Here is a 25,149-nt window from a genome sequence, read left to right on the forward strand (position 1 = left end):
TAAATTTGGTGCGGATGGGGGGACTTGAACCCCCACGCCCGAAAGCACTACCCCCTCAAGGTAGCGTGTCTACCAATTCCACCACATCCGCATTTTAAATTTTTGTTCGCTTTTTTTATTTGTTTGAGGTTAACAAATAGCTGAACATTAAACTGTATTAGTTTGGTACGTCTGAGTTACTTTCTTCGTTAGAAGTAACAGGAACATCTTCTTCAACGGGTACCACTGTTTCTACAGCAGGGGCTGCTTCTAAGTTTTCCCATTCATCAGTCTGTTTTATCTGACCGGCTGTTAAGTTACCTAGAACAATACTCAGCACAAAAAAGACTGTTGCTAAGCTTGTTGTTGTCTTTGTCATAAAGTTACCAGCACCTGAAGAACCAAATACAGTTCCAGAAGCGCCTGCACCAAACGAAGACCCCATATCAGCACCCTTACCTTGTTGGATTAAAACCATACCAACTAAAGCTAAAGCTACAACTAAATAAACTACTAATAAAATTTCGTACATCTTATACGGTCCCTTTTGCACTGTTACAGATAGCAACAAAAGATGCTGCTTTTAGACTGGCACCTCCAATAAGGCCACCGTCAATATCTGGTTGTGCAAATAATAATTCGCTATTTTTTTCGTTAACGCTTCCACCATATAAGATGGTAAGCCCTTGTGCTAAATCACTGTCTAAAGACGCAATTTTGTCACGGATAAATTTGTGAACAGCTTGTGCCTGTTCTGGCGATGCAGTCTTACCTGTGCCTATGGCCCAAACGGGCTCGTATGCTATCACAGAATCTTTCAGCGCTGCTACACCTAATTTTTTAATTACCGCATCTATTTGAGCAGCAACTACATGTTCTGTTTGTCCACTTTCTTGCTCTGTTTCACTCTCGCCAACACAAAGAACGGGTATTAAACCAGCTGATTGAGCTCTAGCAAATTTATCAGCAATAACATCGCTGCTCTCGTTATAAATACTACGACGCTCTGAATGGCCAACTAGCGCATAATTTACGCCAAGGTCTTTCAATAGTTGTGCATCAACTTCACCAGTAAAAGCGCCTGGCGTGTTTTCAGATACAGTTTGAGCACCTGTATTAACGCCGCTTGCAATCATTGCTGAAACAAGTGGGAATGGAGGAAATAAAATAACATCTATTTCTGGTGATTTAATACTATTTATAGCATCCGACATATCTTTGACTAGCTCTATTGAACCATTCATTTTCCAATTGCCAGCGACCATTGCCTTACGTATTGCCATTTTCCACTCCACATTAGAAAGCGGGCGAGATATTAACTTTTCTCGCCCAAAGTTACAAGAGGTTATTGTTATCAATCAGGTTGTTTGCTCATAGATTCGACAATCTCTGCAATCTTACGTGCACTGTCTAATACTATTTTTTCTTGCTCTGCTTCAACCATAACACGAACGACAGGTTCAGTGCCTGATTTACGGAGTAAAACGCGGCCTTTATTGCCTAAGCTTTGTTCCACTTCTTCGACTGCCGCAAGCACTTTTGGCGCCATTGTAGGATCGGTACCCGGTGTATAACGCACGTTAATCATTTTCATTGGGTATTTTGTAAAACCGGCGCCTAAATCTTGAAGCGTTCTATTTTGTGCAACCATAGCAGCCAGCACTTGCAAGCTTGATATGATACCATCACCCGTTGAAATTAAGTCTAGATTAAGTACATGCCCTGAGCTCTCTCCACCAATTTTCCACCCTTTTTGCTGAAGTAATTCCATTACGTAACGATCGCCAACTTTGCTTCGAGCAAACTCAATACCTTTTGCTTTTAATGCATTTTCAAGCCCCATGTTTGACATCACAGTACCAACAACACCGCCACCCAATATATGATCGTTCGCTGCCTGACACGCAATAATATAAACTAAATCGTCGCCATCAAATACGCGGCCATTATGATCAACCATCATTACGCGATCGCCGTCACCATCATAAGCTATACCTACATCAGCTTTATGCTCAAGTACTTTACGTTTTAAGGTGTCTACATGAGTTGCACCACATTCGTGATTTATATTAACGCCATTTGGCTCACAAGCATGTGTAATTACGTCTGCACCAAGCTCTCGCATAACTGATGGTGCAATATGGTATGTTGCGCCGTTAGCGCAATCTATAACTACTTTTAACCCCTCTAAAGAGAGCCCTTGTGGAAATTGACTCTTACAAAACTCAATGTAACGGCCATCAGCACTAGCCAAACGTGTTGCTTTACCTAACTTATCTGAGGCCACACAGGTCATTTGCTCATCAAGCATGGCCTCTATTTCAAGCTCTACAGCGTCATCCAACTTTAAGCCTTGACCATTAAAAAATTTAATGCCGTTGTCGTAATAGGGGTTATGTGAAGCGCTTATTACAATGCCGGCTTCAGCCCTAAATGTTTGTGCTAAATATGCAACGGCTGGCGTTGGCATTGGGCCAAGCAGAACAACATCAATACCGGCGGCTATTAAACCCGCTTCAAGTGCAGTCTCAAGCATGTAACCTGAAATACGCGTGTCTTTACCAATAATAACTTTTTTGGTTCCACCTTTTGATAATACACGTCCTGCAGCCCAACCTAGCTTCATTGCAAACTCAGGGTTTATAGGTGCTGTACCCACTAAACCACGCACGCCATCTGTGCCAAAATACTTTCTTTGTTTCATTCTATTATTCCTTTTATGCACGCTTGGTAAACACCGAGTACATCTGCAGTTTCTTTTACGTCGTGAACACGAATTAATTTTGCGCCATTTTGTGCGGCAATAAGAGCGCCGGCTAAACTACCGGCCATTCGTTCACTCGTGTCTCTGTTTAACAGATTGCCAATCATCGACTTACGAGATAACCCCGCTAATAATGGCAAACCTAATTTATTAAAATCATTAAACTTGGTTAAAATTTCGTAGTTATGGCTTAAGGTTTTTCCAAATCCAAAGCCAGGATCAAGAATAAGCTGTTGAGCTTTTATCCCCATTGTCTCACAGGCAATAATGCGATTTTTAAAAAACTCATTAATATCGCTCATTAAATCATTATACTGAGGAGACGTTTGCATACTTCGGGGCTGACCCTGCATGTGCATTAAGCAAATTGCGATGTTTTCAAATTGTGCAACAACATTCAGTGCGTCAGGCTCTTGTAATGCGCGAACATCATTTACCATATCTGCACCAGCTAAAATAGCTTGCCTCATCACCTCAGCTTTACTCGTATCGACAGAAATAACACAATCACTCTGGGCACGTATCGCCTTTATAATGGGAATTACTCGTTCAAGCTCATCATCAAGACTTACAGCCTGAGCACCCGGACGCGTTGACTCACCACCAATATCTATTATTTTTGCGCCATCACTTAATAGTTTTATTGCGCGCTGTACAGCGAGATTAGGGTCTATAAACTTCCCACCATCTGAAAATGAATCAGGGGTTACATTTAATATCCCCATAATCACAGGTTCAATTAAATTAAGCGTTCGACCATTTGGCAAATTAATAACGTTATTCATCGTGAGCCTTGTTTGCATTTCAGCATCCAAACACACTCTAACTATAAATTAGAGCGAAATTAAAACCGATACAAAAAAGCCCCGAAGTACGGGGCTTTTTTAGTATTTTAACGATTATTCAGCTTTGTCATCAACATTTGTTTCATCTTTTTTAGATGATTCTGTTGTTGATTGGCTTTCATCACTAACAGGTTCTTTTACAGAATCTGTTTTTGCTGCTTTTGGCTCATGACGGTCATGAGCATCGCGAGGCTCACGCACTGGCTGACGCGCCATTAAATCATCAATTTGCTTAGCATCAATCGTTTCGTATTTCATCAATGCATCTTTCATTGAATGAAGAATATCAATATTGTCTTTCAATATTTTTTCGGCACGCTCGTAGTTTCTATCTGAAAATAAACGAACTTCTGCATCAATTACTTTAGCTGTATCATCCGACATGCTAGATGCGCGACTACCGCCACCACCCATGTACATTTCATTTTGATCTTCAGCGTAAAGTAGTGGTCCTAGTTTTTCGCTTAGACCCCAATGTGTAACCATTTTACGTGCTATGTCTGTTGCACGCTCAATATCGTTACTCGCACCGGTAGTCACTTTATCGGCACCGTAAATAAGGGCTTCAGCAATTCGGCCACCATAGAGGCTAGAGATCATTGACTCTAAAAGCTCTTTAGAATGACTAACACGATCTTGCTCAGGTAAATACATAGTTACACCTAGCGCACGGCCACGTGGAATGATAGATACCTTATAAACAGGGTCATGTTCTGGCACCATGCGTCCAACAATTGCATGGCCGGCTTCGTGATATGCCGTCATTTCTTTTTCTTGCTCGCTCATCACCATGGTCTTGCGCTCTGCGCCCATCATGATTTTGTCTTTAGCGGCATCAAATTCAGCCATGTTAACAACACGTTTGTTACCACGTGCAGCATAAAGTGCAGCTTCGTTAACTAAGTTAGCTAAATCAGCCCCCGAAAAACCGGGTGTACCGCGCGCGATTACAGCCGCATCAACGTTATCACCTAGTGGTACCTTACGCATATGTACTTTGATAATTTGTTCACGACCGCGTATATCAGGTAAACCTACTTCTACTTGACGGTCAAAACGACCAGGACGAAGTAATGCAGGGTCAAGTACGTCTGGGCGGTTAGTCGCAGCAATAACAATGATGCCTTCGTTGCCACCAAAACCATCCATTTCTACCAGCATTTGGTTTAATGTTTGCTCGCGTTCATCGTTACCGCCGCCCATACCTGCGCCACGTTTACGACCTACTGCATCAATTTCATCGATGAAGATAATACAAGGCGCTGCTTTTTTAGCTTGTTCAAACATGTCACGTACGCGCGATGCACCTACACCTACAAACATTTCTACAAAGTCAGAACCCGAAATTGTGAAAAATGGTGCTTTTGCTTCACCCGCAACAGCTTTAGCAAGCAATGTTTTACCAGTACCTGGTGGGCCAACCATTAGTACACCTTTTGGAATACTACCGCCTAATTTTTGGAATTTAGACGGGTCACGCAAGAAGTCGACCAATTCGGTAACGTCTTCTTTTGCTTCATCACAACCAGCAACATCAGCGAACGTAGTTTTAATTTGGTCTTCGCTCATTAAACGTGCTTTGCTCTTACCGAATGACATAGCGCCTTTGCCGCCACCGCCTTGCATTTGACGCATGAAGAAGATCCATACACCTATAAGCAGTATCATCGGGAACCAAGAAATAAATATGCTTGCTAAAAATGATTGTTCTTCAGGTTTTACACCTTTCACATTTACATCACTTTTAAGTAAGTCATTTAAAATGTCTTTGTCGTAAATTGGCATAATGGTTTGAAAACGCTCACCATTATTTTTAGTACCGGTGATTGTTCCACTGGTGCTCTCGATTGCCACTTCTTGTATTGAGCCATTTCGGGCATCTTTTACAAACTGACTGTAACTTGTTTGACGGTCGATTTGCTCTCCACCATTAAAGCTCTGAAAGACTGACATAAGCACAACTGCAATGACCAGCCATAGTATTAAATTTTTCGCCATATCGCTCAAGGGGTTAACCTCTTGTATCCAATTAATTTAAATTCAACTAAACGCCAAGCAACTGTACTACAGTTTGTATCCAGTCGCTACTATATATACTTCCCGAGAACGGGCACGTGAGGCATCAGGTTTGCGTATTTTCACTGCTTTAAAACTATTACGAACTTCCTGCAAGTATTGATCAAAGCCTTCTCCTTGGAAAACCTTAACAATAAATGCGCCATTTTTCTTTAAAACTTGATTACACATATCTAGCGCAAGCTCGACTAAGTACATGCTTCCAGCTTGGTCCACTGAGTTATTACCACTCATATTCGGTGCCATATCAGAGAGTACCACATCAACATTTTTTCCATCAATGCGTTTTAGTAAAGCATCTAACACGGCTTCTTCGCGAAAATCACCTTGTAAAAAATCTACACCGGCTAAAGAGTCCATAGGTAAAATATCACAGGCAACAACCTGCCCTTTGTCACCTACTTTTTCGGCTAAATACTGTGACCAACTACCTGGGGCTGCCCCTAAATCCACCACAGTCATACCAGGGCGAAGTAACTTATCTCTATTTTGTACTTCATCTAATTTAAAAACCGCTCTTGAACGCCAGCCTTTTTTTTGCGCTTCCTGAACATATTTGTCATCAAAATGTTCTTTCAACCATCGCTGTGAACTGGCTGACTGTTTTTTATTTGTCATAAATTACACGCAACTAATTAGTAATATTCTCTAGATGGCGTTAGAATACCCTTAATTCAAGCCATATTCAGCAAAATTTGTATAAACATGACATTATCAAATAGACAAAAGCAGTTTTTAAAAGGCGAGGCACATAGCCTCAAGCCTGTAGTTTTACTAGGTTCTAACGGTTTAACCGAAGGCGTAGTGATGGAAATTCAAAGTGCATTAGAAATTCACGAATTAATCAAAGTTAAAGTACCGACTGATGATCGTGAAACTAAAGCGCTTATTTTTGAAGCAATCGTTCGTGAAACAGGTGCAACAAAGCTTCAAACAATTGGCCACACAATTGTGCTTTACCGCCAAAGCCCTGAGAAAAAAATTCAACTGCCGCGTAACTAATATACTTTTTGTATAATTTATCGCACTAAATAAAAAAACCAGCTAATAGCTGGTTTTTTTATAATTTATTTAAACCTGAATTTTCAAAAGTAAAATTCATTTCTAAGTCTTCAAGCAAATATTTTATTTCTGAACTGTGTTCTTTTTGGCTTAACAAAAAGTAGCGTGAAAACTGCATTTCATTCATGGGCGCTACTTCTTCATTTGAAAGCAACACGGCAAGGTCAGGCGTTGTATTACTATGACCAATCACAGCAACTACCCCTTCCAACAACACTATTTGGTTTTTTAAATCTACCAAATCTCTAGCATTGTAAATTTGTATTTGTGAATCAAAATACGCAGCAAGAGGTGCTGCTGTTTGTAAGGTGCGTTTATAGTTACTACTAAATACATGAACCCTATCGTATTGTTTAAATAATGAAACTAAATGCTGAGCCCGCTTATTGCCTTGTTGTGTGAGCTCCGGGTCTTTTCCCGCTAATTTTTCACTATGGCGAAAAAGGTATATTTTTTCTGGAGCCGAAAATACATAGTGGCTTTTAAATAAAACTGCACATAATAAAATAAAAACACCCTGTTTTATTTTCATACCTTCTGCTCACGTTTATACTTTAATAACCGATTAATAAACTCGGTTGTTAATTCATTAATTAACCCAGTTTCAGCGTTTAACACCAAGCTAAAGCCAATATTTAAATGGGGAAATACCACTAAGTCGCTTCTGTATCCTTGTACCCAGCCACTGTGGTAATACAAGGTTTCATTGTCGTAATTGTATACTCGCCAACCTAAACCGTAATAAGCTTCGTTAAGTTGTTTTTTCCATACCCTGCGGTACATTTCTTTTTTCGTGCGTGTGTATGGCCGAGTTTGTTTAGACAATGCATCAAGTGATAACACTTCAGGGTAGTGACCTAATTGCGCCTTTAACCAAATAGCCATATCGCTTGCACTGGCGTTAACCCCCGCAGCAGGCCCAACTTTGTAATAGTTTTTCTTAAGCTTTGCGGTGTACCACCGTTTTTTTCCACGTACGTGCGGTAGTGCATAATTGTTATCAGCTACCATGGCTTCAAAACCCAAGCTGGCATCAATCATTTTGAGTGGCTGAAAAATACCTTCATTTAGCCATTGTGAATAATCTTTATTGGTACTTTTTAAAATAACATCATCAATTAAGCTAAACATGACATTCTGATAACCGTAACATATCCCAGGCTCGCAAATAGGTTTAACTGTCACCAGCTTTTGAACTATATCGGGATAGTCCATCCGCGATTCAATTAAGTTGTCGTACGCATTTGGCACCAAGCCGCTAGAGTGACTCAATAAGTGATAAACTTTTAAATCCTCTTCGTATACTGTGCCTTTAAAATCAGGTAGGTAATCACTGACGTAGTTATCTAATTTTATGAGCCCATCACTAGATAATTTTGCAGCTAGCGAACCTGCAAATGTTTTGGATACTGACGCCAATCTAAAACGAGTATGAACATTAACCTTTTGACCATTTCGGGCTTTAGTGCGCCCAACTCCATGGATGTAATCACTGTTGCCTAAATTAACTATGGAGAGTGCGGCACCAGGTATGCCCTTACTCGCGAGTTTTTTTTCTGCGTAACGGCCATATTTTTTTACAAAACTATCCCAATTTGGGTCTTGCTGCGCTGCAAAACTAACGGTTGCATACACATAACACACTGCAGCTAAGCAATACTTTAAAAGTGGTAAGCGCTTCATTTTTTAATACTTTGTCTTTTTAACTGCGTCTATATGCATAATATCATGAACTTTTCTTTGGACTAACGTACAATACAAAAATTATTGTACTTTTTGTGGGTGTTAAGTATTTATGCGTTTTTTAGTTGTATTACTTTTTGTTTTATTATCATCAGGTTGTGCCATTACCAAACAACCAGCAGAGCCTTTGGCTATGCCGCTAAAGCCAGCACTAAAAACTCAAACATATCAGCTCAAATACCAAACTGAGCATGCTTCACCAAAAGTAAAGTCGGTGCAATTACCTGCGCACAAAGTTTTACAAAATCAAACGGTAAAAATAATTACCGATAAAGCAAGCGTAACCGATACACTGCTTTCACAAATAAGCCAAGCTCTTAACGATAAACAACTTAAAGTCACAAGTAAAAATAACAGTGATTACACGCTTACCATTCAAAAGCTCGACTTAACATTTAAAGAAAACACACAGTACTCACTTGTCACACCAGAAAAAAAATTCCCTCTGTTTAACAGTATTGCAAATCAATACCCAACGCAGCAATGTGCATCTATATTTGCAGAGGTTAACATGCGTTTAACGCACAAAGCTTCTGGTGATGTAGTGTGGTTTGCCACGTCGTCTATAGACAGCGCCAGCTTTCACCGAGAGCCGCTAATTTATAGCTTAAGTGAAGAGCAAAGAATTACAAACGAGTTAGAAGTTGTTGCGTTTATCCACCAGCAAAACACCGAAGAAGCGCGTATGGCGAGAGTGGGTAAAGAAGTGAAAATCCCTGAATATCAAATGCTCTCTAAATTATCTAGCCTAAGCAAATTAAGTGGTCCGTGTAACCGCACAGAAGTGAGTGCGCTTACACCTATGATGCAATTTTACTTAAGCAGTATCCTAATAGATAAGATTAAAGTTCAGTAAAATTAACATTTACTACATTTTTTTACAGATTAAGGGTACACCTTAACAATATACTACACACTATAACATCAAATAATCAGGCTCAATGTGGATGAAACATACCTTACTTAACCATACTACTTTTTGTATTGTCTTGTTTATTTTGAGCCTTATATCGACCTCAACCCAAGCAAGTAATCGCTACTATGCAGATAACACCCTTGAGCCAACTCAAGGCTTTGCATGGGATTGGAGTGCAGGTGCAAGCTACTTTGTAGAAGATACTTACCTAATTGGCACAAATGCCTACGACACCGATTTAGAGCTCGATTTAAGCCTTGCTGTCTCCTACGATCGATTTTATCTCGACTTTGACCATAACCAACTCAGCGGTGGGCTTGTTATCGGTTACAGTATTATTGATAAGTATGATTGGGGCTTGGATATACTGGGCACAAATACGCAAGCTGGCTTTGACGAAAAAGGCCTTGGTTTTTATAACAATGGTGTTATAGCAGAACTTGATGGCATAAAGTCTCGTCGCTATGACTTTGGTGTAGGCCTGAGGCTTACACGCCGATTCGAAAATTCTCAAATTTCATTTGAATACCTTCATGATATTTCTGGCGCTCACAACAGCTGGGTTATTAATACCTTTTTTAGCCAAATTTTACCCTGGCGAAACTGGGAGTTTAGATCCGGTGTTGGCGTAAGTGCGTACTCAGCTGACTTTACAAATTATTATTTTGGCATTGACCAAGAAGAAGTAGCCGAAAACCGACCCTTTTATGATGCACATGCAAGTACCAGTTTAATATTTGAATTTCATGCGGAATACCCAATAAGCCAAGATTGGGTCTTTTTAGCAGGGTTTCTCTCTACGTGGTTCTCAGCTGAAATCGACGACAGCCCAATTATTTCTCAAGGGTACCAACATAAAGCCAAGGTAGGCCTACGTTATGTTTTTTAGATGGCTCTGTTTACTAATAATTTTTCCTGCATCAACGTTTGCACAACCGGACGGCGGACAAGATAATTTAACCGCTGTTCCTGATACCTGTGTGGCTCTTCGTGAGGGGCGTGATTGTTACGCTGATGTAGTCATTACTTGGCGCCAACCAATTATTGGTAACTACTGCTTACGCGATGCTACATCTAAATACATTATGCAATGCTGGCTAAAACAGCAGCAAGGCACATTAAATTACGCGTTTGACTCTAAACAAAGTATCGCTTTTGAATTATTTGATAGTAATACATCGCAAATAATTGGCACTGCAGAAGTGAAACTTCAGTGGGTTTATCAAAACAGACAAAAAAAACGTCGCTGGCGATTATTTTAACCACTGTATTAAGGATAATTTATGGATAACTACGGCACTATTTTATTAGTAGAAGACGATACATCATTGGCTCAATGGGTAGCCGAATACCTCACTGAACAAGGCTACACTACGCATGTTTGTCACCGAGGCGATGAAGTTGTCAGTAAAGTAAAAACCTTAAACCCAAACATTGTATTGCTCGACATTATGTTACCAGGTCAAGATGGCATTAGTGTATGTAGAGAACTTCGTAGCTTTTACAATGCGCCAATCATTATGCTGACCGCTCGAAACGAGGAAATGGATGAAGTTATAGGTTTAGAGGTCGGTGCAAGCGATTATATAATGAAACCTGTGCGCCCTCGCGCTTTACTCGCTCGTATAAAAGCTGCACTTCGTCAAAGTAATGAGCCCAATAAATCGGCAATAGTAGAAAGCACAATTTCGGTCGGTTCGCTTAATATTAATACCGAATCAAGAAACGTAAAATTCAACGACCAAGATGTAAATATATCCAGTGCGGAATATTTACTCCTGCATTATTTGGCAAGTAATGCAGGCCAAGTTGTATCACGTGACGCTGTTTTTAAAGCAACTAAAGGACGAGAATACGACGGACTTGATAGAAGTGTTGATGTGCTTATCTCTGCACTTAGGAAAAAATTTAACGACGATCCACAAAACCCTGAAAAAATTAAAACAATTTGGGGCCGTGGTTACTTGCTTGTCTCTACCGCATGGTAACTTACAGCTGTATGTTTAAATGAAAAAGTTTTACATATCACTACTTGGCAGCGCGCTTTTATCTATAGTGGTTTTAGGCTGGCTAATAGACGCCTTTAGCCAGCAAGCACATACCCCACAAGACGAGTTTAGTGTGCAAAGTAAAATGATGATGGGGTTTAGTAAGCAACTGGCAAATGTTCCCACTTCCGAGCGTGGCGCATATGTTAAACAGTTAGCTAAAGAATTTGAGCTATCAATAGATTACAAACCTAACGAATCGCTTGCCTTGCCCCCTTCGTTACTGCTTCAAATGCATGCTGTTGGCGGGTTGATTTTAGAAGATCAGCAAGGCTTTTATATGCTGTATAGCAATCAAGCGCTAAACCCCTTTCATATTTCTATGCGACTTAAAAAGAGCGCAGAAGCCGACAAACGAAACGATATATTCTTAACTTTGCTTTTTTATGCTGGGTTATGCATTTTAATGGGGTTCATTATTGCGCCACTAGCAAAGCGACTAAGCGTACTAAATGAGGCTGCTAAACAGTTTGCTTCGGGTAATACACAAGCCAGAATTAAAGCATCTCATTTTACTTATATAAGGGACGTAGAGTTAACGTTTAACCGAATGGCGAGTCAAATTGAAAAGCTCGTCGCTGAAAATAAACTAATGGCGTCAAGTTTATCGCATGATATACGCACTCCTATTGCCTGTCTTCGCTTTGGTTTAGATGCCGCCTTAGATACCCATGATGAGAAAAAAATAAAAACCTATTTAGAGCGCATGGAAAACGATTTAGATCATATGGAATCTATGCTTAAAAGCTATTTAGCGTTTGCAACACTTGAACAAAACGCAAATAAATTGACGTACTCTTCAACAAATATCAAGCATTACCTAGAAGATATTTTAGTTCAGCTTGCACCAAAGTTAGAATCACAAATGCTAAGTGTTGATCTTAATTGCTCAAGTGACATCATTGTGGCCGATCTTCATTGGCTAGCTCGTGCAATTACAAATCTGCTTACCAACGCATGCGATTTTGCCGAGCAATATATCTATTTAAGCGCAAAGGTTCATGAGCGCCAACTTATAATAACAGTTGAAGACGATGGCCCAGGAATTGCTCAAGAAAACTTTAAAAACGTATTTAGCCCCTTTTTTAGAGAAGAAGAACACAGAAACCGCGCAGATAAAAGCTATGGCCTTGGCTTAGCTATTGTTGAAAAAGTAGCAGATTGGCATAACGGCACTATCACTGTTAGCAAAAGTAAACACTTAGGCGGTGCCTGCTTTACCCTTAATATTACCCAACAGTAAAAATCGTAAAGTATAAATTACGCAGTGTAATTAACATTTTTAAAACAAAATCAACCTATTAATTTTAATTACCTAGTAACATTGACTAAAAACAGCGTATTAATAATGCCGCTGGAAAACTAAATTGTGTGGGATCAGCAAATAAGCACTTTTTATTTTTTTACATTTCCAGTAGATTGTCAGCGCCGTTAAAAAACAGAGAAGTATAATAATATGAGCGCAGTTAGAGGCGAGTTTAGTTCTCGCTTTGGATTTATTATGGCCGCCGCCGGTTCTGCCGTAGGTTTGGGCAATATATGGGGCTTTCCCACACAAACAGCCAGTAATGGCGGTGCCGCATTTTTGGTTGCCTATTTAGTGTTAGCTTTCTTTTTGGCTTATCCTGCGCTAATGGCCGAATTAATGATTGGTCGACACGGCCAAGCCAACGCCGTGGTTTCTTTAACTAAAGTGTCCAATAAACCTTGGCAAAAACACTTTGCATTTATTGTCGGCTTTGGGGGTATTTTATGTGCCGGCTTTATACTTAGTTTTTATGCTATTGTTGCCGGCTGGATGCTCAGTGCAACAGCCCAACCTATTGCTACCTTGGCTGGAGCAGACGCTGCATCTTTGTGGCTAAGCGAACAGTCACTCACTCGCAACATTATATTTACCCTTGTTTTTATTGTTTTAACGATAGCAATCATTAGCCGTGGTGTTGAAAACGGTATCGAAAAATGGTCAAAGCGCTTGATGCCGGCTTTATTGGGCATTTTATTTTTATTAATTGCTTATGTAATGACACAAGAGGGTGCAATGGAAGGGTTAAAAGCCTACTTGCTACCTGACTTTTCATCTATTTTTGACACCCAGTTAATTGTTAGCGCCTTAGGCCAAGCCTTTTTCTCATTATCACTTGGTACAAGCGTTATGATTATATACGGCTCGTATATTAGTAAAAAAGAAAACCTAGTGTCTCTAGGTGCATACGTAACATTAATTGATGTGTTTATCGCGTTTGTTGCTGGTTTACTTATTATTCCAGCTATGTATGTAGCTCAAGCTCAGGGCGTTGAGATATTTTCAGCCAGCGGCAAGTTACTCTCAGAAGATACTTTGGTATTTCAGGTACTTCCCGCTTTATTTGATGGCATGGGCAGTGTAGGTTTATTTGTTGGCTTTGCATTTTTTGCCCTGATGAGCATAGCAGCGCTAACGTCCTCTATTTCAATGCTAGAAGCCCCTGTATCTTATACCGTTGAACGCTTTGCGATGAAGCGAATTCAAGCTACATGGTTAATCGGCGTCTTAATAGCCGTCGTTAGTATTACGATTGTATGTAACCTAGGCACCTTATTTGGCTTAGTAATTACTTTAACAACAAAAGTTGCACAGCCTTTACTTGGCTTAATGTGTTGTATTTTTGTAGGTTGGATTTGGTACAGAAACTCATTATTACAAGCTATTCAACAAGGTAACCCAGAAGTACACAACAGCTTATTTTGGAAAGTATGGCCTTGGTACACCAAATTTGTTTGCCCTATTGTTATAGGCGCCGTGTTCGTGCATTCAATATTAAGCTAACAACACATTATAAAAAAGCCCACTTTTTGGGCTTTTTTATAGTCACTCACAACATTACGTTTTGAGCTTTTCAATTGTTAGCAGCATATCTTGGTGAGGTATACCGTCTTCTAAGTAGGCCTCCCCTATACACTTAAAACCAAATGAACGATAAAAATCTAACAAGTAGGTTTGCGCACCTATCACTATATCGCGTTCGGGCCAGTGCAATGTACAACACGCTATTGCCTTTTCAACCAGCTTATTCGCAATCCCCTTACCTCGGTGCTGATCGTTAACTATAACACGCCCAATTGCACTGTACTGGTCATTTTTCTCATAGCAACGGGCATAGCTCATTAACTGCATATTATCTAAGGTATAGATATGCTGAGTTGTTTTAAAAATATCAACATCGTCTAACTCAGGGTAAGGGCAATTTTGTTCTACAACAAATACGTCTACACGCCCTCTCATAATTGCAAACAAAGTATGGGGGGTCAGATTTTCAAATGGCTCACAGTTAAAATGCATGGCAATCCTTAAACAAAAACCCAGCTAAAGCTGGGTTTGATATCGCTATAATACTAAAATGAACAATAAAAATTATATTCACCGCTTAACGCTATGCTAAGCGTTAAGCAAATAAACGCTCTAACTGATCACATAACTGAGACAGGTTCACATGGTCATGTTCAATGGTTACATCAATATATCCATCGCCTCTAAATGCACGGTCAAGCTCAATTAAAACGTGAGTTTTATGTGCTTCTGGCACAAATGACAACTCAATTTCTTGAATCCCAAATAAGCTTCTGCTGTTAGGTTTATATTCAAGCTCTTGGTAACACCCAGAAACAGACGCAAATGTAGAGGCACGTAAAAAACCTTTTTCAACATCGGCTTTAGATAAACTAAAACCTAATTTATCCATTGCCTGCATGCACGTTTTAACGGCTTCATTTGGGTAAATATGAAGATGATCTTTGTCTGTTGGATCTAATGCTAAATCAATGTCCAGCCCAGTTTCTAACCAAACATGAGACTGATTGTAACCCGCATTAATTTCAGTGATCGGTGTTTCTGAATGCAAACGCGCTTCAAAAGGTATGCTTTTTACGTCACCTGGCTCCAACTTACCTATATCTGTAATTCGCCATTGATCAATCACATGGTTGGTAAAATAATCACCGTCATCACCAGCTACTTTTACGCGGGTCATTAGCAATAAATCTAAGCCTGCAATTTCTTGGCTAACGTCACCTGCTGTAATAACAATATTAGCGTTAAAAAGCTGTCCTGGTTGTAGATGTTCAGTTTCTAAAATAGTATCCACTTTTGCTGCACCAATACCAACCGATGCTAAAATCTTTTTAAACATATAATTCTCCTTAAGCTGAGCCGCTCTTAAATATGCCCTAACTTAAATGTTTTCGTTATCTCATCTTAACCATAATTAAAAGCCGTTGTCAGTTTAAAAGTAGGATTTAAATGCTTTTAAAGGTTAAATATGCATAATTTGTGCGTTTATTATCCAAACAAAGTCCTAAAAGCGACTAAATAAACAAAGCTCAAGTGGTATATTTAATTTTCATTAATCGTTGTTTTTAGCTACACTGCAATACCAAATGATGTAATTTTAAGTATTATGGAACTAATTTACTTTGCTACCGCATTTGTGTGTGGTTTTGCCGTTTATCAATTAAAACTCCCCCCACTTATTGGCTTTTTGCTGGCTGGCTTTGCGCTAAACCTCGCAGGTTACAAAAGCACAGATCTACTTGATACAATTGCCGCATTGGGCGTTACTTTATTGCTGTTCAGTATTGGCTTAAAACTTAAAGTAAAAAGCTTAATAAAACCCCAAGTGTGGGCACCCGCTACCCTTCATATTATTTTTAGCAGCGCTATTTTTAGCGGTTTTATGTTGTTATTAGGTATTTTTGCTCTGCCTCTTTTTGTTGATTTAAGTTGGCAGAGTGCCTTATTGGTCGGCTTTGCTCTTAGCTTTTCAAGCACAGTATTTGCTGTAAAAGTACTTGAAGAGCGCGGTGAAATGGCAAGCCTACACGGTAAAATCGCTATTGGTATACTTGTAATGCAAGATATTTTTGCGGTTATATTTTTAGCAATTAGTACAGGTAAAGTACCCAACATTTGGGCATTAGCTATCATTATTGCCCTGCCTTTAATACGCCCTATTATGTATTTTATGCTTAACCGCTCTAAACATGGTGAACTGCTTCCCTTGTTTGGCTTCTTTTTTGCGCTTGTTGCTGGTTATAACGCATTTGAATTTGCAGGTCTCAAAGGTGATTTGGGTGCGCTAATCATAGGCATGATGTTTGCGCCACATAAAAAAGCGGGCGAGTTATCAAAGTCATTACTCAACTTAAAAGATATTTTACTTGTTGGTTTTTTCTTAAGCATTGGTTTAAATGCTCAACTAACCCTTGATTCGCTCATTATTGCCATTGTGCTTATTTTTGTACTCCCTGTTAAAGTTATTCTTTATTATGTATTTACCAATGCGTTTAAATTGCGTGCACGTACATCGCTACTTACCGCATTTACCTTATCTAACTACAGTGAATTTGGCTTGATTGTGTGCGCCGTTGCAGCTTCAACAGGTATTATTACACCTGAATGGCTAGCTGTTATGGCTATTGCGGTATCTATTACCTTTGTTATTGCCTCACCACTTAACAAACGCTCTAATGAGCTATATGTAAAAATAGAAAGCTGGTTAGTCAAGTTTGAAAGCAAAACTCGCCTAGCCGAAGAATTACCAGTAAACCTTAATGATACAAAAATTGTTATTTTTGGCATGGGCCGTATTGGCACCGGTGCATATGAAACAATTAATATGACTCACCCCAATTTAGTAGCAGGTATTGATATTAAACCCGAAGTTGTCGATAAACATATAAGTAGAGGCCGTAAAGTACTGATTGCAGACGCTACCGACCCTGATTTTTGGCAACGTGTAAACCACTCTCAAGTTGAAATGGTTATGTTAGCTATGCCGAAGCACATGCAAAATATTTTTGCATTAGAGCAACTTCAAGCGTCAGGCTACACAGGGCAAGTTACTGCAATTGCAAACTACCCAGACCAACAAAAAGAACTTGAAAATATGGGAGTTCATTCAACCTATAACTTTTACTTAGAAGCAGGAAGTGGTTTTGCTGAACACGTAAAACAAGAATTGTTTGGTGAAAAGTAGTATTTAATGTGTATAAAAGCAAAAAACAATTCTTTTTTATTAGCAAATAAATAAAAAGCAATTGTATTTACATTCCTTTACAAGTGCATACACCATACTTGCAAAAAACAGGTAAACTGTCTTCGTTGGTTAAATATAACCCATGTTAAATACAATCTAGTTAGACTCCAGCTAACAAAAATTGTGTCGGGCTGTTTACACCAACAAAAATTCTTAAATCAGAGGGCCTACTCCCTCACTCAATAGGCTGTTTCTTGCCCGTCACAGCCTATTTTATCTCTCTAAAATACCTTACACTTAAATCATTATTACACCACTAAGTAAACCTATGGATCCGGAACAATTAAAAATTGCCATAAACACTAAAATGCCATTTGGAAAATACTCAGGCCGCCCATTATTATTACTTCCAGAGCCCTACTTAGTCTGGTTTAAGCAGCAAGGCTTTCCAGATTCAAAACTTGGCAGCCAATTAGCTATGATGTATGAGGTTAAATTAAATGGCTTGGAGCAAATGTTAATGCCGCTGCTAGAAAAAAAATAAAATTATCCGAAACTATTTTATATATTCACGGTCTATTTAATTGCTACTTGTTGATTTTGGTTTTAACCACAAAAAAGCGCCTTTTGGCGCTTTTTTCATATCTTTTAGTTTTGCTCCAGGGGTAAGCTAATGATGAACTTTGCCCCACCTAAAGACGAATGCTCGATATGATAACTTCCCTGATGCCAAGCAATAATTTTAGCGACTATGGCTAGCCCTAGGCCAAATCCACCTGTTTTTTTGTCTCTACTTTTATCTAGCCGTGTAAAGGGCTTAAATACGTTTTCTCGCTCTATTTCAGCAATGCCTCGGCCATCATCTTCAATTACAAACTGTACTTCGTTATGCTGAGTAATAAGTGATATTTTAACCTGGCTATTGGCGTATTTAATTGCATTACCAATTAAGTTTTGAAAAGCACGCGCCATAAAATGCGGGTCACATTGGTAAATTAAGCTACTTGGCAATACTTCATACAAATTAATTTTCTTGTCAAAGTTAAGCTTTTCAACGCTAACTCTTATTAACTCAACCAAATCACTAGGGAGAGGCTGCAAGCTAGGTTGCTGAGAGTCTAGTTTTGCGTAATCGAGCATTTCTGAAACTAGGCTTTCAAGTTCATTAATGTCGCTGTTCATTTTTGCAATGTAGACTTCACTTTTTTCATCTAACAAACGCTCTTTGAGTATTGCCGTTGCAAACTTTAAGCGAGCTAAGGGGGTTCTAAATTCATGAGAAACCGACGAAGTCAGCTCTTGTTGAGCGGTTAATAAAAAGCCAATGCGTTGCTGCATTAAACTAAGTGTTTCTGTAATTGGTAAAAAAAATGATTTAGAGGAGTCAGAAAGTTGAAAGTCTTGAGCGCCTTCAACCGCTTCGCACGCATTGCGTAATTTCGAAAAGTCACGCCAAAGTAAGAAGCTCCATAAGCCTACGGGAATACCCACAATAGTAAGTAATAATACGTATGGCCATACCGAAGTCGAGACGGGTGTATCTAGCCCTATAGGCCCTACTTGCAAAAGCTCACTGTCATTAAGCGTTATGTACCAAATAATACGCTGCTGTTTATCATATAAATATAAGTAGTGATGACTATTTAACTGAACCAGCTGTTCTTGAGGTAGCACTAAATCAGCGCGACTGATAGCAAGGCTTTTGTAGTGTTCCTTTAATTTTGCTAATCCGTCAGGTGTTTGCGAAAGCAGCCAAAGCGACTGCCCAAACTCGTCATCGAGAAAAACGGTCTGCTGCGATTCATCATATGGCCATAATTGTTCTATAACGCCGCTAACAACGAACAATGAAACCACAATATAAATATATAAACTTGCAAACAGCTTTCCCATTAATGCCTATTAACCTTGTGTTTAAAGATCCCACGCATCAGAAACAAATAAGTAGCCTTGCCCCCATACTGTTTTTATTCTAAATGGTTTGTCGCTGTTGTCACCGAGCTTTTTGCGAATACGCGACACACGAACGTCTACGGTGCGGTCAAGCCCATCATATTGGCGACCGATCATATGTTGGTGTACATGCTCTCTACTAAGCACTTGACCAGCATTTGAGGCTAATAACCAAAGTAATTCAAACTCATGCGACGTTAGCACTATTTCTTTGTCAGAAAGTTGCACTATACGGCTAGTCTTATCAATAATTAAATCACCAAACTGTAAATCTTCACTCGCTTTTGTCACTGTTTGACCACGGCGTAGTAGCGCATTGACTCTTGCGAGTAAAACACGAGGTTCAGCGGGTTTAATAACATAATCATCTGCGCCCAGTTCTAAACCCAATACTTGGTCAAAATCTTCGCTTTTAGCTGTTAACATTAAAATTGGTAGAGAAAACTTATCGCGCACTTGACGACACACGCTAAATCCATCTTTTCCCGGTAACATAACATCTAGTATCATTAAATCGACGTGATTATTTTCTAAATAACTAAATACTTCATCACCACGTTCTAAAGCTGCGACTTCTAATCCATTATGTTCAAGGTAATCTTTTGTGAGTTGTTGTAAACCAAGATCATCTTCAACAAGTAGAATTTTTGGCATTGATTGCTCCTAAATTAAAAAAAGCTCCATGGTGAACGAAGCCGACGCCTACTTTTTTTTACATGAGTACTTTGTACTTCAACCTGTGTTTTAGCTAATAACACACCAGATTTTGAATTAATTAAGGAGTATATGGTTTCGACCTGAACACGCGCTTTATAATTAAACTCTCCTGCGCGCTGTTGTTGCCAACAATGTATCTTTTTACTCTGTTCATATATACACACATCACCTACCACATCGCCCTGCCATTCAAACGTTAAATCAAGATCGCAAAAGTCCTGAACGTGAGAAATAACACATACTTTAGGTGACACAGTAAAAGACGCAGCATGCACACGGCTATAAGGCATAAGCAGTGGTGCTAAAAATAAAATGACCATTAAATATTTCATATTAAAAAGTGCGTTCTAATCCTAAAAATGCAGTCATTGAATAATCACGCTCTAAAAGTGGGCTGTCATCTATAGCTGAATAGTCATAATAAGCTAAATGAAAACGAACAGAATAGTCATCGCTTAAGGGGAATTTGGCATCAATTTTTGCATAGGGTTGCCAACTGCTACCAACCTCTACCTCGCCCAATAAAGTTTCGCCGTCTTTAAGGCCATAGTAATAGGTATTTAGTTCCGCAGATTTATAATTTAAACCAAACGATGGCTTAATATTTATAGGCCCTAGTTGAGTATGGTATTGCCACTGAAATGCACCGCGAACACCGTTATACACATTTGTTACATCATGCAGTACCTGTACAGAAAATACATGTTGATCATTCACGTAATGATATGCAAGTCCTGCATCTAAGGCTACATGACGTTTATGCAGGTCATTTAAATTAATATTTTTTACTGAAGAGGCCTCTGCTGCCTGCAAATAAAACGGGCTATCTGAACTACTACCCTGCAGCGTAAACACATTATTAGGATGCCAATCTATAAAAAAGCGAGACTCAGTATTGAGCTCGCTAATAATGTTTAAATGGTGCTTAGAAGTTTGCAAAAAAGAATAGCCTAAGCGGCCATTGTCAAAAAACCACTCTTCAGCATAAAACGCTATTTGAGGAATAACGACTAAAGGAACATTGTCGCCACCACGCAAAGGATTAGTGATAACACCCACACCAGCGTTAATACTAAACATTAGCTGGTGAGATTGAACATGCTGCTCTGAGTATTCTTGTTCCGCGTACGTATTTTGCTTGGCATTTAACGTAAAACAAGTGAACAATAAATTTAAACTAAGAATGGTGAGTAGAAAAAAATTAAACCGCATCAGCGTAAATCAGAGCACAAGGTTATTTATTTACGCATGGTAACAAGGTTACCTAAAACTATCTGCAGCTAATTACAATCATTCACACTTTTTATACACAATGTAAAAGTTTAAACCCCTTATAATGATTATATATCAGGGGCTATTTCAACTCGGTTGCGTCCATGTGTTTTAGCAATATAAAGCGCTCTATCGGCACGCTCAACCAACACAGAGCTTTTTGTAAATGGGCGTAGCATAGCTAATCCAAAGCTGGCCGATATAGCACGCTTGTTATTTACATCTTGTTTTTTACGGATAGCCAGTTTCGCAATTTCTAGTCGAATACACTCTGCAAAAGCAACTAAGTCATTTATGGTGTCAAAATAGGCGGTAATACAAAACTCTTCTCCGCCGTAGCGATAAACTTTCGCTTTTTCAGTTAAATTTTCTTTTACTTTTTTTGCCACTAGCTTAATGACTTCATCGCCTTTTTGGTGGCCAAAATCGTCGTTAAATCGCTTAAAGTGATCAATATCAAACATAATAAGTGCAGCAAGTGAACTTTCAGTTGTTTGCTCTGAATATTCACGACAAAAATCAGATATATCAGAGTCAAATTTACCTCTGTTATAAAAACCGGTTAATGGATCTGTGTCGGCAGCTTCTTTAGAAAGGTTAAGCGCTTCTTTTAAATCTTTAATTTCGTTATATGCAACCGACAGCTTTGTCTGAAACTCGCGGGCTGAGTCTTGCATAGCAATAGACTCATCGGTCAAGCGCTCTACACAACCAAGAATATCGTTAAAAGAGTTAGTATCTATCAGGCTGTTAATTTCGTTTTGTGAGTCAATAAGTGAAGTGCTAAAGCTTTTAGAGTGACCCAGTGTAATACTTATATCTTGCTGAATGTTTTCAACCGTATTATGAAACTTATCCGACATTTCTTGAAAAAGAGCTAAATCTTCATCACTTAAATGCTTATCGAATATTTCTTTTGCTTTACTTTGAGTACATGTTTGGTGCTCTGAAATAACTTGATCTAGTTCAATGTTTAAAGACGGTTTATTACCCTGAAAATAGCAATACCAAATAGCATAATTAATAGGTGTTACCGGCATACGGTACTTCACCATCATAGGTACTGCTTTTTTTAAATACTGAGCGGAATGAGAAAGTGATACAGCATTATTCATAAAGAACTCTCAAGCGTCATTTTTATTATTAGCATTCAATGTTAAGTAATAGTAAACCTTTACGCAAGCCAAAATAATACTATTTTATGAACTTATTTAACGGTAGATAAATCTAAATCGCTTTTGCGTCTAAAGTTTGTGCAATATTCCATAAAGCACTAATTGCGGGGTCGTTGAGCTCTTTTCTTAAAACCGCCAAGCCAATATCAAAACCTTCAGGGGCCTGCATTTTTGGTGTAAGTATCTGTACTTTATCTTTAAGGGGGCTGTTATCTAATACTATTTTAGGAACCATTGCGACCCCAAATCCCAGACTAACCATAGACACCATTGCCTCATGCCCCGCCACTTGTGCATAAATTTTCCCGTGAATATTGTTTTTTCGCCACCACATCTCTAAGCGTTGGCGAGAAAACCCCTGCTCAGGCACAATAAACTCCAGATCTGAGTAATCAGGCTCCTCATTACAGGATGTTAACTTTTCGGTGATCGTACACTGAACCTTTGGCCCAATAAGCACCAAGGGTGAATGGCCTATATCTACAAAAGCAATTTGGGCGGGTAATTTAGCGGGTTTAGCTGCTATCGCCATAGACTCATGACCATCTAATACACGGTTTATAGCAAGCGCAGGGTCGCCCGTATTTAAGGTGATTTCTATATATTGATGCTGCGCTCTGAGTTGCTCTAAAATTTGATGCAAAAAGCTATAAGACGCCGTAACAGAACAATAAATACTGACTTTTCCATAAATATGTTGCTGTGGCTCTTTCACATTAGCTTTGAAGCGTTGCCAATTAGCAAGGGTGGCAGTGGCGTAATCAATAAAAGACTCTCCCTCTTTTGTTAACTTAACACTACGGTTATCCCGCATAAATAGCGCAACACCCACCTCTTCTTCTAGGTGTTTAATATTACGACTTAATGTAGGCGCACTCACATGACAAAGCTCACTTGCCCTAGCAAAGTGCAATGTTTTAGCCAGAGCTAAAAAATATTTTAAATGCTTATGATCCATAGCAACACCAGTATTTCATATTTTAAAATACTTTAATTCAAATATATCATTTTACGCAAGTGACATTTTTAAATATGGTGTTTACAAGCGCAAAATACACCGCATCTAACAAACATATTTATAGGACACTAACAATGGCGAATTACTTTAATACTTTACCTTTACGCGAACAATTAGCGCAATTAGCACAATGTGAATTTATGGACGCAAGCGAATTTACAGACGGTGTTAATGCACTTAAAGGTAAAAAACTAGTTATTGTAGGCTGTGGCGCACAAGGCTTAAACCAAGGCCTTAACTTACGTGATTCAGGTTTAGATGTGTCTTACACGTTACGTGATTCAGCTATTGCTGAACGCCGCCAATCATTTTTAAATGCATCTGAAAACGGTTTTACTGTAGGTACTTACCAAGAGCTAATTCCAACCGCCGATTTAGTACTAAATTTAACGCCAGATAAACAACACACAGCAGTCGTTAGTGCCATCATGCCGCTAATGAAGCAAGGCTCTACACTTGCTTACTCACATGGCTTTAATATTGTTGAAGAAGGCATGCAAGTTCGCGAAGATATTACAGTCATCATGGTTGCACCTAAATGCCCGGGTTCTGAAGTACGTGAAGAATACAAACGTGGTTTTGGTGTACCAACACTTATTGCCATTCACCCAGAAAACGACCCACAAGGTCATGGCCTAGCTCAAGCCAAAGCCTACGCTGCTGGGACCGGTGGTGACCGCGCAGGCGTGCTTAAATCGTCATTCATTGCTGAGGTTAAATCTGACCTTATGGGTGAACAAACTATTTTATGTGGCATGTTACAAACGGGTTCTATTTTATGTTTTGATAAAATGATTGAAAAGGGTATCGATGCAGGTTACGCATCTAAACTAATTCAATTTGGTTGGGAAGTGATCACAGAAGCCCTTAAATACGGCGGTGTTACAAACATGCTTGACCGTTTATCTAACCCAGCAAAAGTAAAAGCATTTGAACTTAGTGAAGAACTAAAAGTAATTATGCGCCCACTGTATAATAAGCATCAAGACGACATCATCGATGGTACATTTTCACGTGTAATGATGGAAGATTGGGCAAACGATGATGCTAACCTTCTAAAATGGCGCGCAGAAACAGCTGAAACTAATTTTGAAAAAACACCCGCTGGTGATGTAGAAATCTCAGAACAAGAATTCTTCGACAACGGTATTTTGATGGTTGCGATGGTTAAAGCAGGTGTTGAACTTGCGTTTGAAACTATGACAGCGGCAGGCATTATTGAAGAGTCAGCATATTACGAGTCACTTCACGAAACACCGCTAATTGCGAATACCATTGCGCGTAAAAAGTTATTTGAAATGAATCGTACTATTTCAGATACCGCTGAATACGGATGTTACCTATACAATCATGCATGTTTACCATTACTTGCCGACTTTATGAAAAACATCGACACCGATGTAATTGGTAAAGGCCTAAGTGAGCAAAGTAACCAAGTAGACAACAAAGCGTTAATTGAAATTAATACAGCGCTTCGTGAGCATCCGGTTGAAAAAGTAGGTGCTAAATTACGTGGCTATATGTCAGCTATGAAAAAAATTGTTTAACGTTACCCTTTAAGTTTCGC

At 39.1% G+C, this 25,149-nt stretch carries 26 protein-coding genes and 1 tRNA gene; 10 read left to right on the forward strand and 17 right to left on the reverse strand.

The annotated features are described in order from the left end of the window. Positions 1-6: 6 nt before the first annotated feature. The 7 genes from AC27I2_RS12235 to rlmE form a co-directional block, all read right to left on the reverse strand. Positions 7-91 (reverse strand) — tRNA-Leu (locus AC27I2_RS12235). Positions 92-157: 66 nt separating this feature from the next. Next, positions 158-511 carry a preprotein translocase subunit SecG gene (secG, locus tag AC27I2_RS12240; protein WP_058552908.1) on the reverse strand — a complete coding sequence of 118 codons (354 nt, stop codon included), beginning with the start codon at positions 509-511 and terminating at the stop codon, positions 158-160. 1 nt (position 512) lies between these two features. Further along, positions 513-1,262, reverse strand: coding sequence for a triose-phosphate isomerase (gene tpiA / locus AC27I2_RS12245; RefSeq protein ID WP_219422450.1), 750 nt, complete (start codon positions 1,260-1,262; stop codon positions 513-515). Positions 1,263-1,333: 71 nt separating this feature from the next. Further along, positions 1,334-2,683, reverse strand: coding sequence for a phosphoglucosamine mutase (gene glmM, locus AC27I2_RS12250; protein ID WP_058404782.1), 1,350 nt, complete (start codon positions 2,681-2,683; stop codon positions 1,334-1,336). Continuing rightward, the gene (gene folP / locus AC27I2_RS12255; RefSeq protein ID WP_487204424.1) at positions 2,680-3,528 is read right to left on the reverse strand and encodes a dihydropteroate synthase; all 849 of its coding nucleotides are present in this window, start codon (positions 3,526-3,528) and stop codon (positions 2,680-2,682) included. The genes glmM and folP overlap by 4 nt, the downstream gene beginning before the upstream one ends. A 114-nt stretch (positions 3,529-3,642) precedes the next feature. After that, the gene (ftsH, locus tag AC27I2_RS12260) at positions 3,643-5,595 is read right to left on the reverse strand and encodes an ATP-dependent zinc metalloprotease FtsH (RefSeq protein WP_487204425.1); all 1,953 of its coding nucleotides are present in this window, start codon (positions 5,593-5,595) and stop codon (positions 3,643-3,645) included. 57 nt (positions 5,596-5,652) lie between these two features. Then, entirely contained in the window at positions 5,653-6,282 is a 630-nt protein-coding gene (gene rlmE, locus AC27I2_RS12265; protein WP_006793907.1) for a 23S rRNA (uridine(2552)-2'-O)-methyltransferase RlmE, read from the reverse strand. 87 nt (positions 6,283-6,369) lie between these two features. On the opposite strand from rlmE, the gene yhbY reads away from it, so the two are divergent. Then, positions 6,370-6,666, forward strand: coding sequence for a ribosome assembly RNA-binding protein YhbY (gene yhbY / locus AC27I2_RS12270; RefSeq protein WP_487204426.1), 297 nt, complete (start codon positions 6,370-6,372; stop codon positions 6,664-6,666). Between the two features lie 58 nt (positions 6,667-6,724). Here yhbY and AC27I2_RS12275 read toward each other — a convergent pair whose 3' ends face one another. Together AC27I2_RS12275 and AC27I2_RS12280 are read right to left on the reverse strand one after the other, a co-directional pair. Beyond that, entirely contained in the window at positions 6,725-7,258 is a 534-nt protein-coding gene (locus AC27I2_RS12275; protein WP_487204427.1) for a SixA phosphatase family protein, read from the reverse strand. After that, the gene (locus AC27I2_RS12280; RefSeq protein WP_058404785.1) at positions 7,255-8,409 is read right to left on the reverse strand and encodes a serine hydrolase domain-containing protein; all 1,155 of its coding nucleotides are present in this window, start codon (positions 8,407-8,409) and stop codon (positions 7,255-7,257) included. The genes AC27I2_RS12275 and AC27I2_RS12280 overlap by 4 nt, the downstream gene beginning before the upstream one ends. Positions 8,410-8,521: 112 nt before the next feature. Here AC27I2_RS12280 and AC27I2_RS12285 point away from each other — a divergent pair, with 112 nt between their 5' ends. From AC27I2_RS12285 to AC27I2_RS12310, 6 genes are all read left to right on the forward strand, one after another. Then, entirely contained in the window at positions 8,522-9,325 is an 804-nt protein-coding gene (locus AC27I2_RS12285; RefSeq protein WP_138527423.1) for a hypothetical protein, read from the forward strand. A 91-nt stretch (positions 9,326-9,416) separates the two neighbouring features. After that, on the forward strand, positions 9,417-10,274 hold the full coding sequence (locus AC27I2_RS12290; RefSeq protein WP_058404787.1) for a MipA/OmpV family protein: 858 nt from the start codon (positions 9,417-9,419) through the stop codon (positions 10,272-10,274). Further along, positions 10,264-10,647 carry a DUF3019 domain-containing protein gene (locus tag AC27I2_RS12295; protein ID WP_487204428.1) on the forward strand — a complete coding sequence of 128 codons (384 nt, stop codon included), beginning with the start codon at positions 10,264-10,266 and terminating at the stop codon, positions 10,645-10,647. The genes AC27I2_RS12290 and AC27I2_RS12295 overlap by 11 nt, the downstream gene beginning before the upstream one ends. A 21-nt stretch (positions 10,648-10,668) precedes the next feature. Continuing rightward, positions 10,669-11,373: a response regulator gene (locus AC27I2_RS12300; RefSeq protein WP_487204429.1), complete on the forward strand. Its 705-nt coding sequence runs from the start codon at positions 10,669-10,671 to the stop codon at positions 11,371-11,373. Positions 11,374-11,392: 19 nt separating this feature from the next. After that, on the forward strand, positions 11,393-12,676 hold the full coding sequence (locus AC27I2_RS12305) for an ATP-binding protein (protein ID WP_487204430.1): 1,284 nt from the start codon (positions 11,393-11,395) through the stop codon (positions 12,674-12,676). A gap of 213 nt (positions 12,677-12,889) precedes the next feature. Continuing rightward, positions 12,890-14,242, forward strand: coding sequence for a sodium-dependent transporter (locus AC27I2_RS12310; protein ID WP_487204431.1), 1,353 nt, complete (start codon positions 12,890-12,892; stop codon positions 14,240-14,242). A gap of 54 nt (positions 14,243-14,296) precedes the next feature. Here the strand turns inward: AC27I2_RS12310 and AC27I2_RS12315 are convergent, their stop codons facing one another. Both AC27I2_RS12315 and AC27I2_RS12320 read right to left on the reverse strand, forming a co-directional pair. Then, the gene (locus tag AC27I2_RS12315; protein ID WP_487204432.1) at positions 14,297-14,755 is read right to left on the reverse strand and encodes a GNAT family N-acetyltransferase; all 459 of its coding nucleotides are present in this window, start codon (positions 14,753-14,755) and stop codon (positions 14,297-14,299) included. A gap of 103 nt (positions 14,756-14,858) precedes the next feature. Further along, entirely contained in the window at positions 14,859-15,602 is a 744-nt protein-coding gene (locus tag AC27I2_RS12320) for a sporulation protein (RefSeq protein WP_058404793.1), read from the reverse strand. A gap of 267 nt (positions 15,603-15,869) precedes the next feature. Here AC27I2_RS12320 and AC27I2_RS12325 point away from each other — a divergent pair, with 267 nt between their 5' ends. After that, complete coding sequence (locus AC27I2_RS12325) at positions 15,870-17,447, forward strand: cation:proton antiporter domain-containing protein (RefSeq protein ID WP_487204433.1); 1,578 nt, start codon at positions 15,870-15,872, stop codon at positions 17,445-17,447. Between the two features lie 328 nt (positions 17,448-17,775). Beyond that, the gene (locus AC27I2_RS12330) at positions 17,776-17,991 is read left to right on the forward strand and encodes a DUF3820 family protein (protein ID WP_006793920.1); all 216 of its coding nucleotides are present in this window, start codon (positions 17,776-17,778) and stop codon (positions 17,989-17,991) included. A 104-nt stretch (positions 17,992-18,095) separates the two neighbouring features. On the opposite strand, the gene AC27I2_RS12335 is transcribed toward AC27I2_RS12330, so the two are convergent. The 6 genes from AC27I2_RS12335 to ilvY form a co-directional block, all read right to left on the reverse strand. Next, positions 18,096-19,340: an ATP-binding protein gene (locus tag AC27I2_RS12335; RefSeq protein WP_487204434.1), complete on the reverse strand. Its 1,245-nt coding sequence runs from the start codon at positions 19,338-19,340 to the stop codon at positions 18,096-18,098. Between the two features lie 21 nt (positions 19,341-19,361). Next, positions 19,362-20,054 (reverse strand): response regulator, encoded by a 693-nt coding sequence (locus AC27I2_RS12340; RefSeq protein WP_487204435.1) that lies wholly within the window; start codon positions 20,052-20,054, stop codon positions 19,362-19,364. Positions 20,055-20,068: 14 nt separating this feature from the next. Further along, positions 20,069-20,449 carry a DUF3019 domain-containing protein gene (locus AC27I2_RS12345; protein ID WP_201020868.1) on the reverse strand — a complete coding sequence of 127 codons (381 nt, stop codon included), beginning with the start codon at positions 20,447-20,449 and terminating at the stop codon, positions 20,069-20,071. A gap of 1 nt (position 20,450) precedes the next feature. Beyond that, positions 20,451-21,284 (reverse strand): MipA/OmpV family protein, encoded by an 834-nt coding sequence (locus tag AC27I2_RS12350; protein WP_487204436.1) that lies wholly within the window; start codon positions 21,282-21,284, stop codon positions 20,451-20,453. A gap of 173 nt (positions 21,285-21,457) precedes the next feature. Next, positions 21,458-22,504: a GGDEF domain-containing protein gene (locus AC27I2_RS12355; protein WP_219422435.1), complete on the reverse strand. Its 1,047-nt coding sequence runs from the start codon at positions 22,502-22,504 to the stop codon at positions 21,458-21,460. A gap of 112 nt (positions 22,505-22,616) precedes the next feature. Then, complete coding sequence (gene ilvY, locus AC27I2_RS12360) at positions 22,617-23,522, reverse strand: HTH-type transcriptional activator IlvY (RefSeq protein ID WP_487204437.1); 906 nt, start codon at positions 23,520-23,522, stop codon at positions 22,617-22,619. Positions 23,523-23,656: 134 nt separating this feature from the next. Here ilvY and ilvC point away from each other — a divergent pair, with 134 nt between their 5' ends. Then, positions 23,657-25,129: a ketol-acid reductoisomerase gene (ilvC, locus tag AC27I2_RS12365; protein WP_487204438.1), complete on the forward strand. Its 1,473-nt coding sequence runs from the start codon at positions 23,657-23,659 to the stop codon at positions 25,127-25,129. Positions 25,130-25,149 lie beyond the last annotated feature (20 nt).

The organism is Pseudoalteromonas sp. NH0006-46, from assembly GCF_057547735.1.

Coding starts and splice junctions, on each gene's coding strand:
- AC27I2_RS12335 (WP_487204434.1), bottom strand. CDS start 19,340: ATGGGAAAGCTGTTTGCAAGTTTATATATTTATATTGTGGTTTCATTG.
- ilvY (WP_487204437.1), bottom strand. CDS start 23,522: ATGGATCATAAGCATTTAAAATATTTTTTAGCTCTGGCTAAAACATTG.
- rlmE (WP_006793907.1), bottom strand. CDS start 6,282: ATGACAAATAAAAAACAGTCAGCCAGTTCACAGCGATGGTTGAAAGAA.
- AC27I2_RS12280 (WP_058404785.1), bottom strand. CDS start 8,409: ATGAAGCGCTTACCACTTTTAAAGTATTGCTTAGCTGCAGTGTGTTAT.
- AC27I2_RS12290 (WP_058404787.1), top strand. CDS start 9,417: ATGAAACATACCTTACTTAACCATACTACTTTTTGTATTGTCTTGTTT.
- AC27I2_RS12295 (WP_487204428.1), top strand. CDS start 10,264: ATGTTTTTTAGATGGCTCTGTTTACTAATAATTTTTCCTGCATCAACG.
- AC27I2_RS12285 (WP_138527423.1), top strand. CDS start 8,522: ATGCGTTTTTTAGTTGTATTACTTTTTGTTTTATTATCATCAGGTTGT.
- glmM (WP_058404782.1), bottom strand. CDS start 2,683: ATGAAACAAAGAAAGTATTTTGGCACAGATGGCGTGCGTGGTTTAGTG.
- tpiA (WP_219422450.1), bottom strand. CDS start 1,262: ATGGCAATACGTAAGGCAATGGTCGCTGGCAATTGGAAAATGAATGGT.
- AC27I2_RS12305 (WP_487204430.1), top strand. CDS start 11,393: ATGAAAAAGTTTTACATATCACTACTTGGCAGCGCGCTTTTATCTATA.
- ilvC (WP_487204438.1), top strand. CDS start 23,657: ATGGCGAATTACTTTAATACTTTACCTTTACGCGAACAATTAGCGCAA.
- yhbY (WP_487204426.1), top strand. CDS start 6,370: ATGACATTATCAAATAGACAAAAGCAGTTTTTAAAAGGCGAGGCACAT.
- AC27I2_RS12325 (WP_487204433.1), top strand. CDS start 15,870: ATGGAACTAATTTACTTTGCTACCGCATTTGTGTGTGGTTTTGCCGTT.
- folP (WP_487204424.1), bottom strand. CDS start 3,528: ATGAATAACGTTATTAATTTGCCAAATGGTCGAACGCTTAATTTAATT.
- AC27I2_RS12340 (WP_487204435.1), bottom strand. CDS start 20,054: ATGCCAAAAATTCTACTTGTTGAAGATGATCTTGGTTTACAACAACTC.
- AC27I2_RS12355 (WP_219422435.1), bottom strand. CDS start 22,504: ATGAATAATGCTGTATCACTTTCTCATTCCGCTCAGTATTTAAAAAAA.
- AC27I2_RS12315 (WP_487204432.1), bottom strand. CDS start 14,755: ATGCATTTTAACTGTGAGCCATTTGAAAATCTGACCCCCCATACTTTG.
- AC27I2_RS12300 (WP_487204429.1), top strand. CDS start 10,669: ATGGATAACTACGGCACTATTTTATTAGTAGAAGACGATACATCATTG.
- AC27I2_RS12330 (WP_006793920.1), top strand. CDS start 17,776: ATGGATCCGGAACAATTAAAAATTGCCATAAACACTAAAATGCCATTT.
- AC27I2_RS12275 (WP_487204427.1), bottom strand. CDS start 7,258: ATGAAAATAAAACAGGGTGTTTTTATTTTATTATGTGCAGTTTTATTT.
- AC27I2_RS12345 (WP_201020868.1), bottom strand. CDS start 20,449: ATGAAATATTTAATGGTCATTTTATTTTTAGCACCACTGCTTATGCCT.
- AC27I2_RS12320 (WP_058404793.1), bottom strand. CDS start 15,602: ATGTTTAAAAAGATTTTAGCATCGGTTGGTATTGGTGCAGCAAAAGTG.
- AC27I2_RS12310 (WP_487204431.1), top strand. CDS start 12,890: ATGAGCGCAGTTAGAGGCGAGTTTAGTTCTCGCTTTGGATTTATTATG.
- secG (WP_058552908.1), bottom strand. CDS start 511: ATGTACGAAATTTTATTAGTAGTTTATTTAGTTGTAGCTTTAGCTTTA.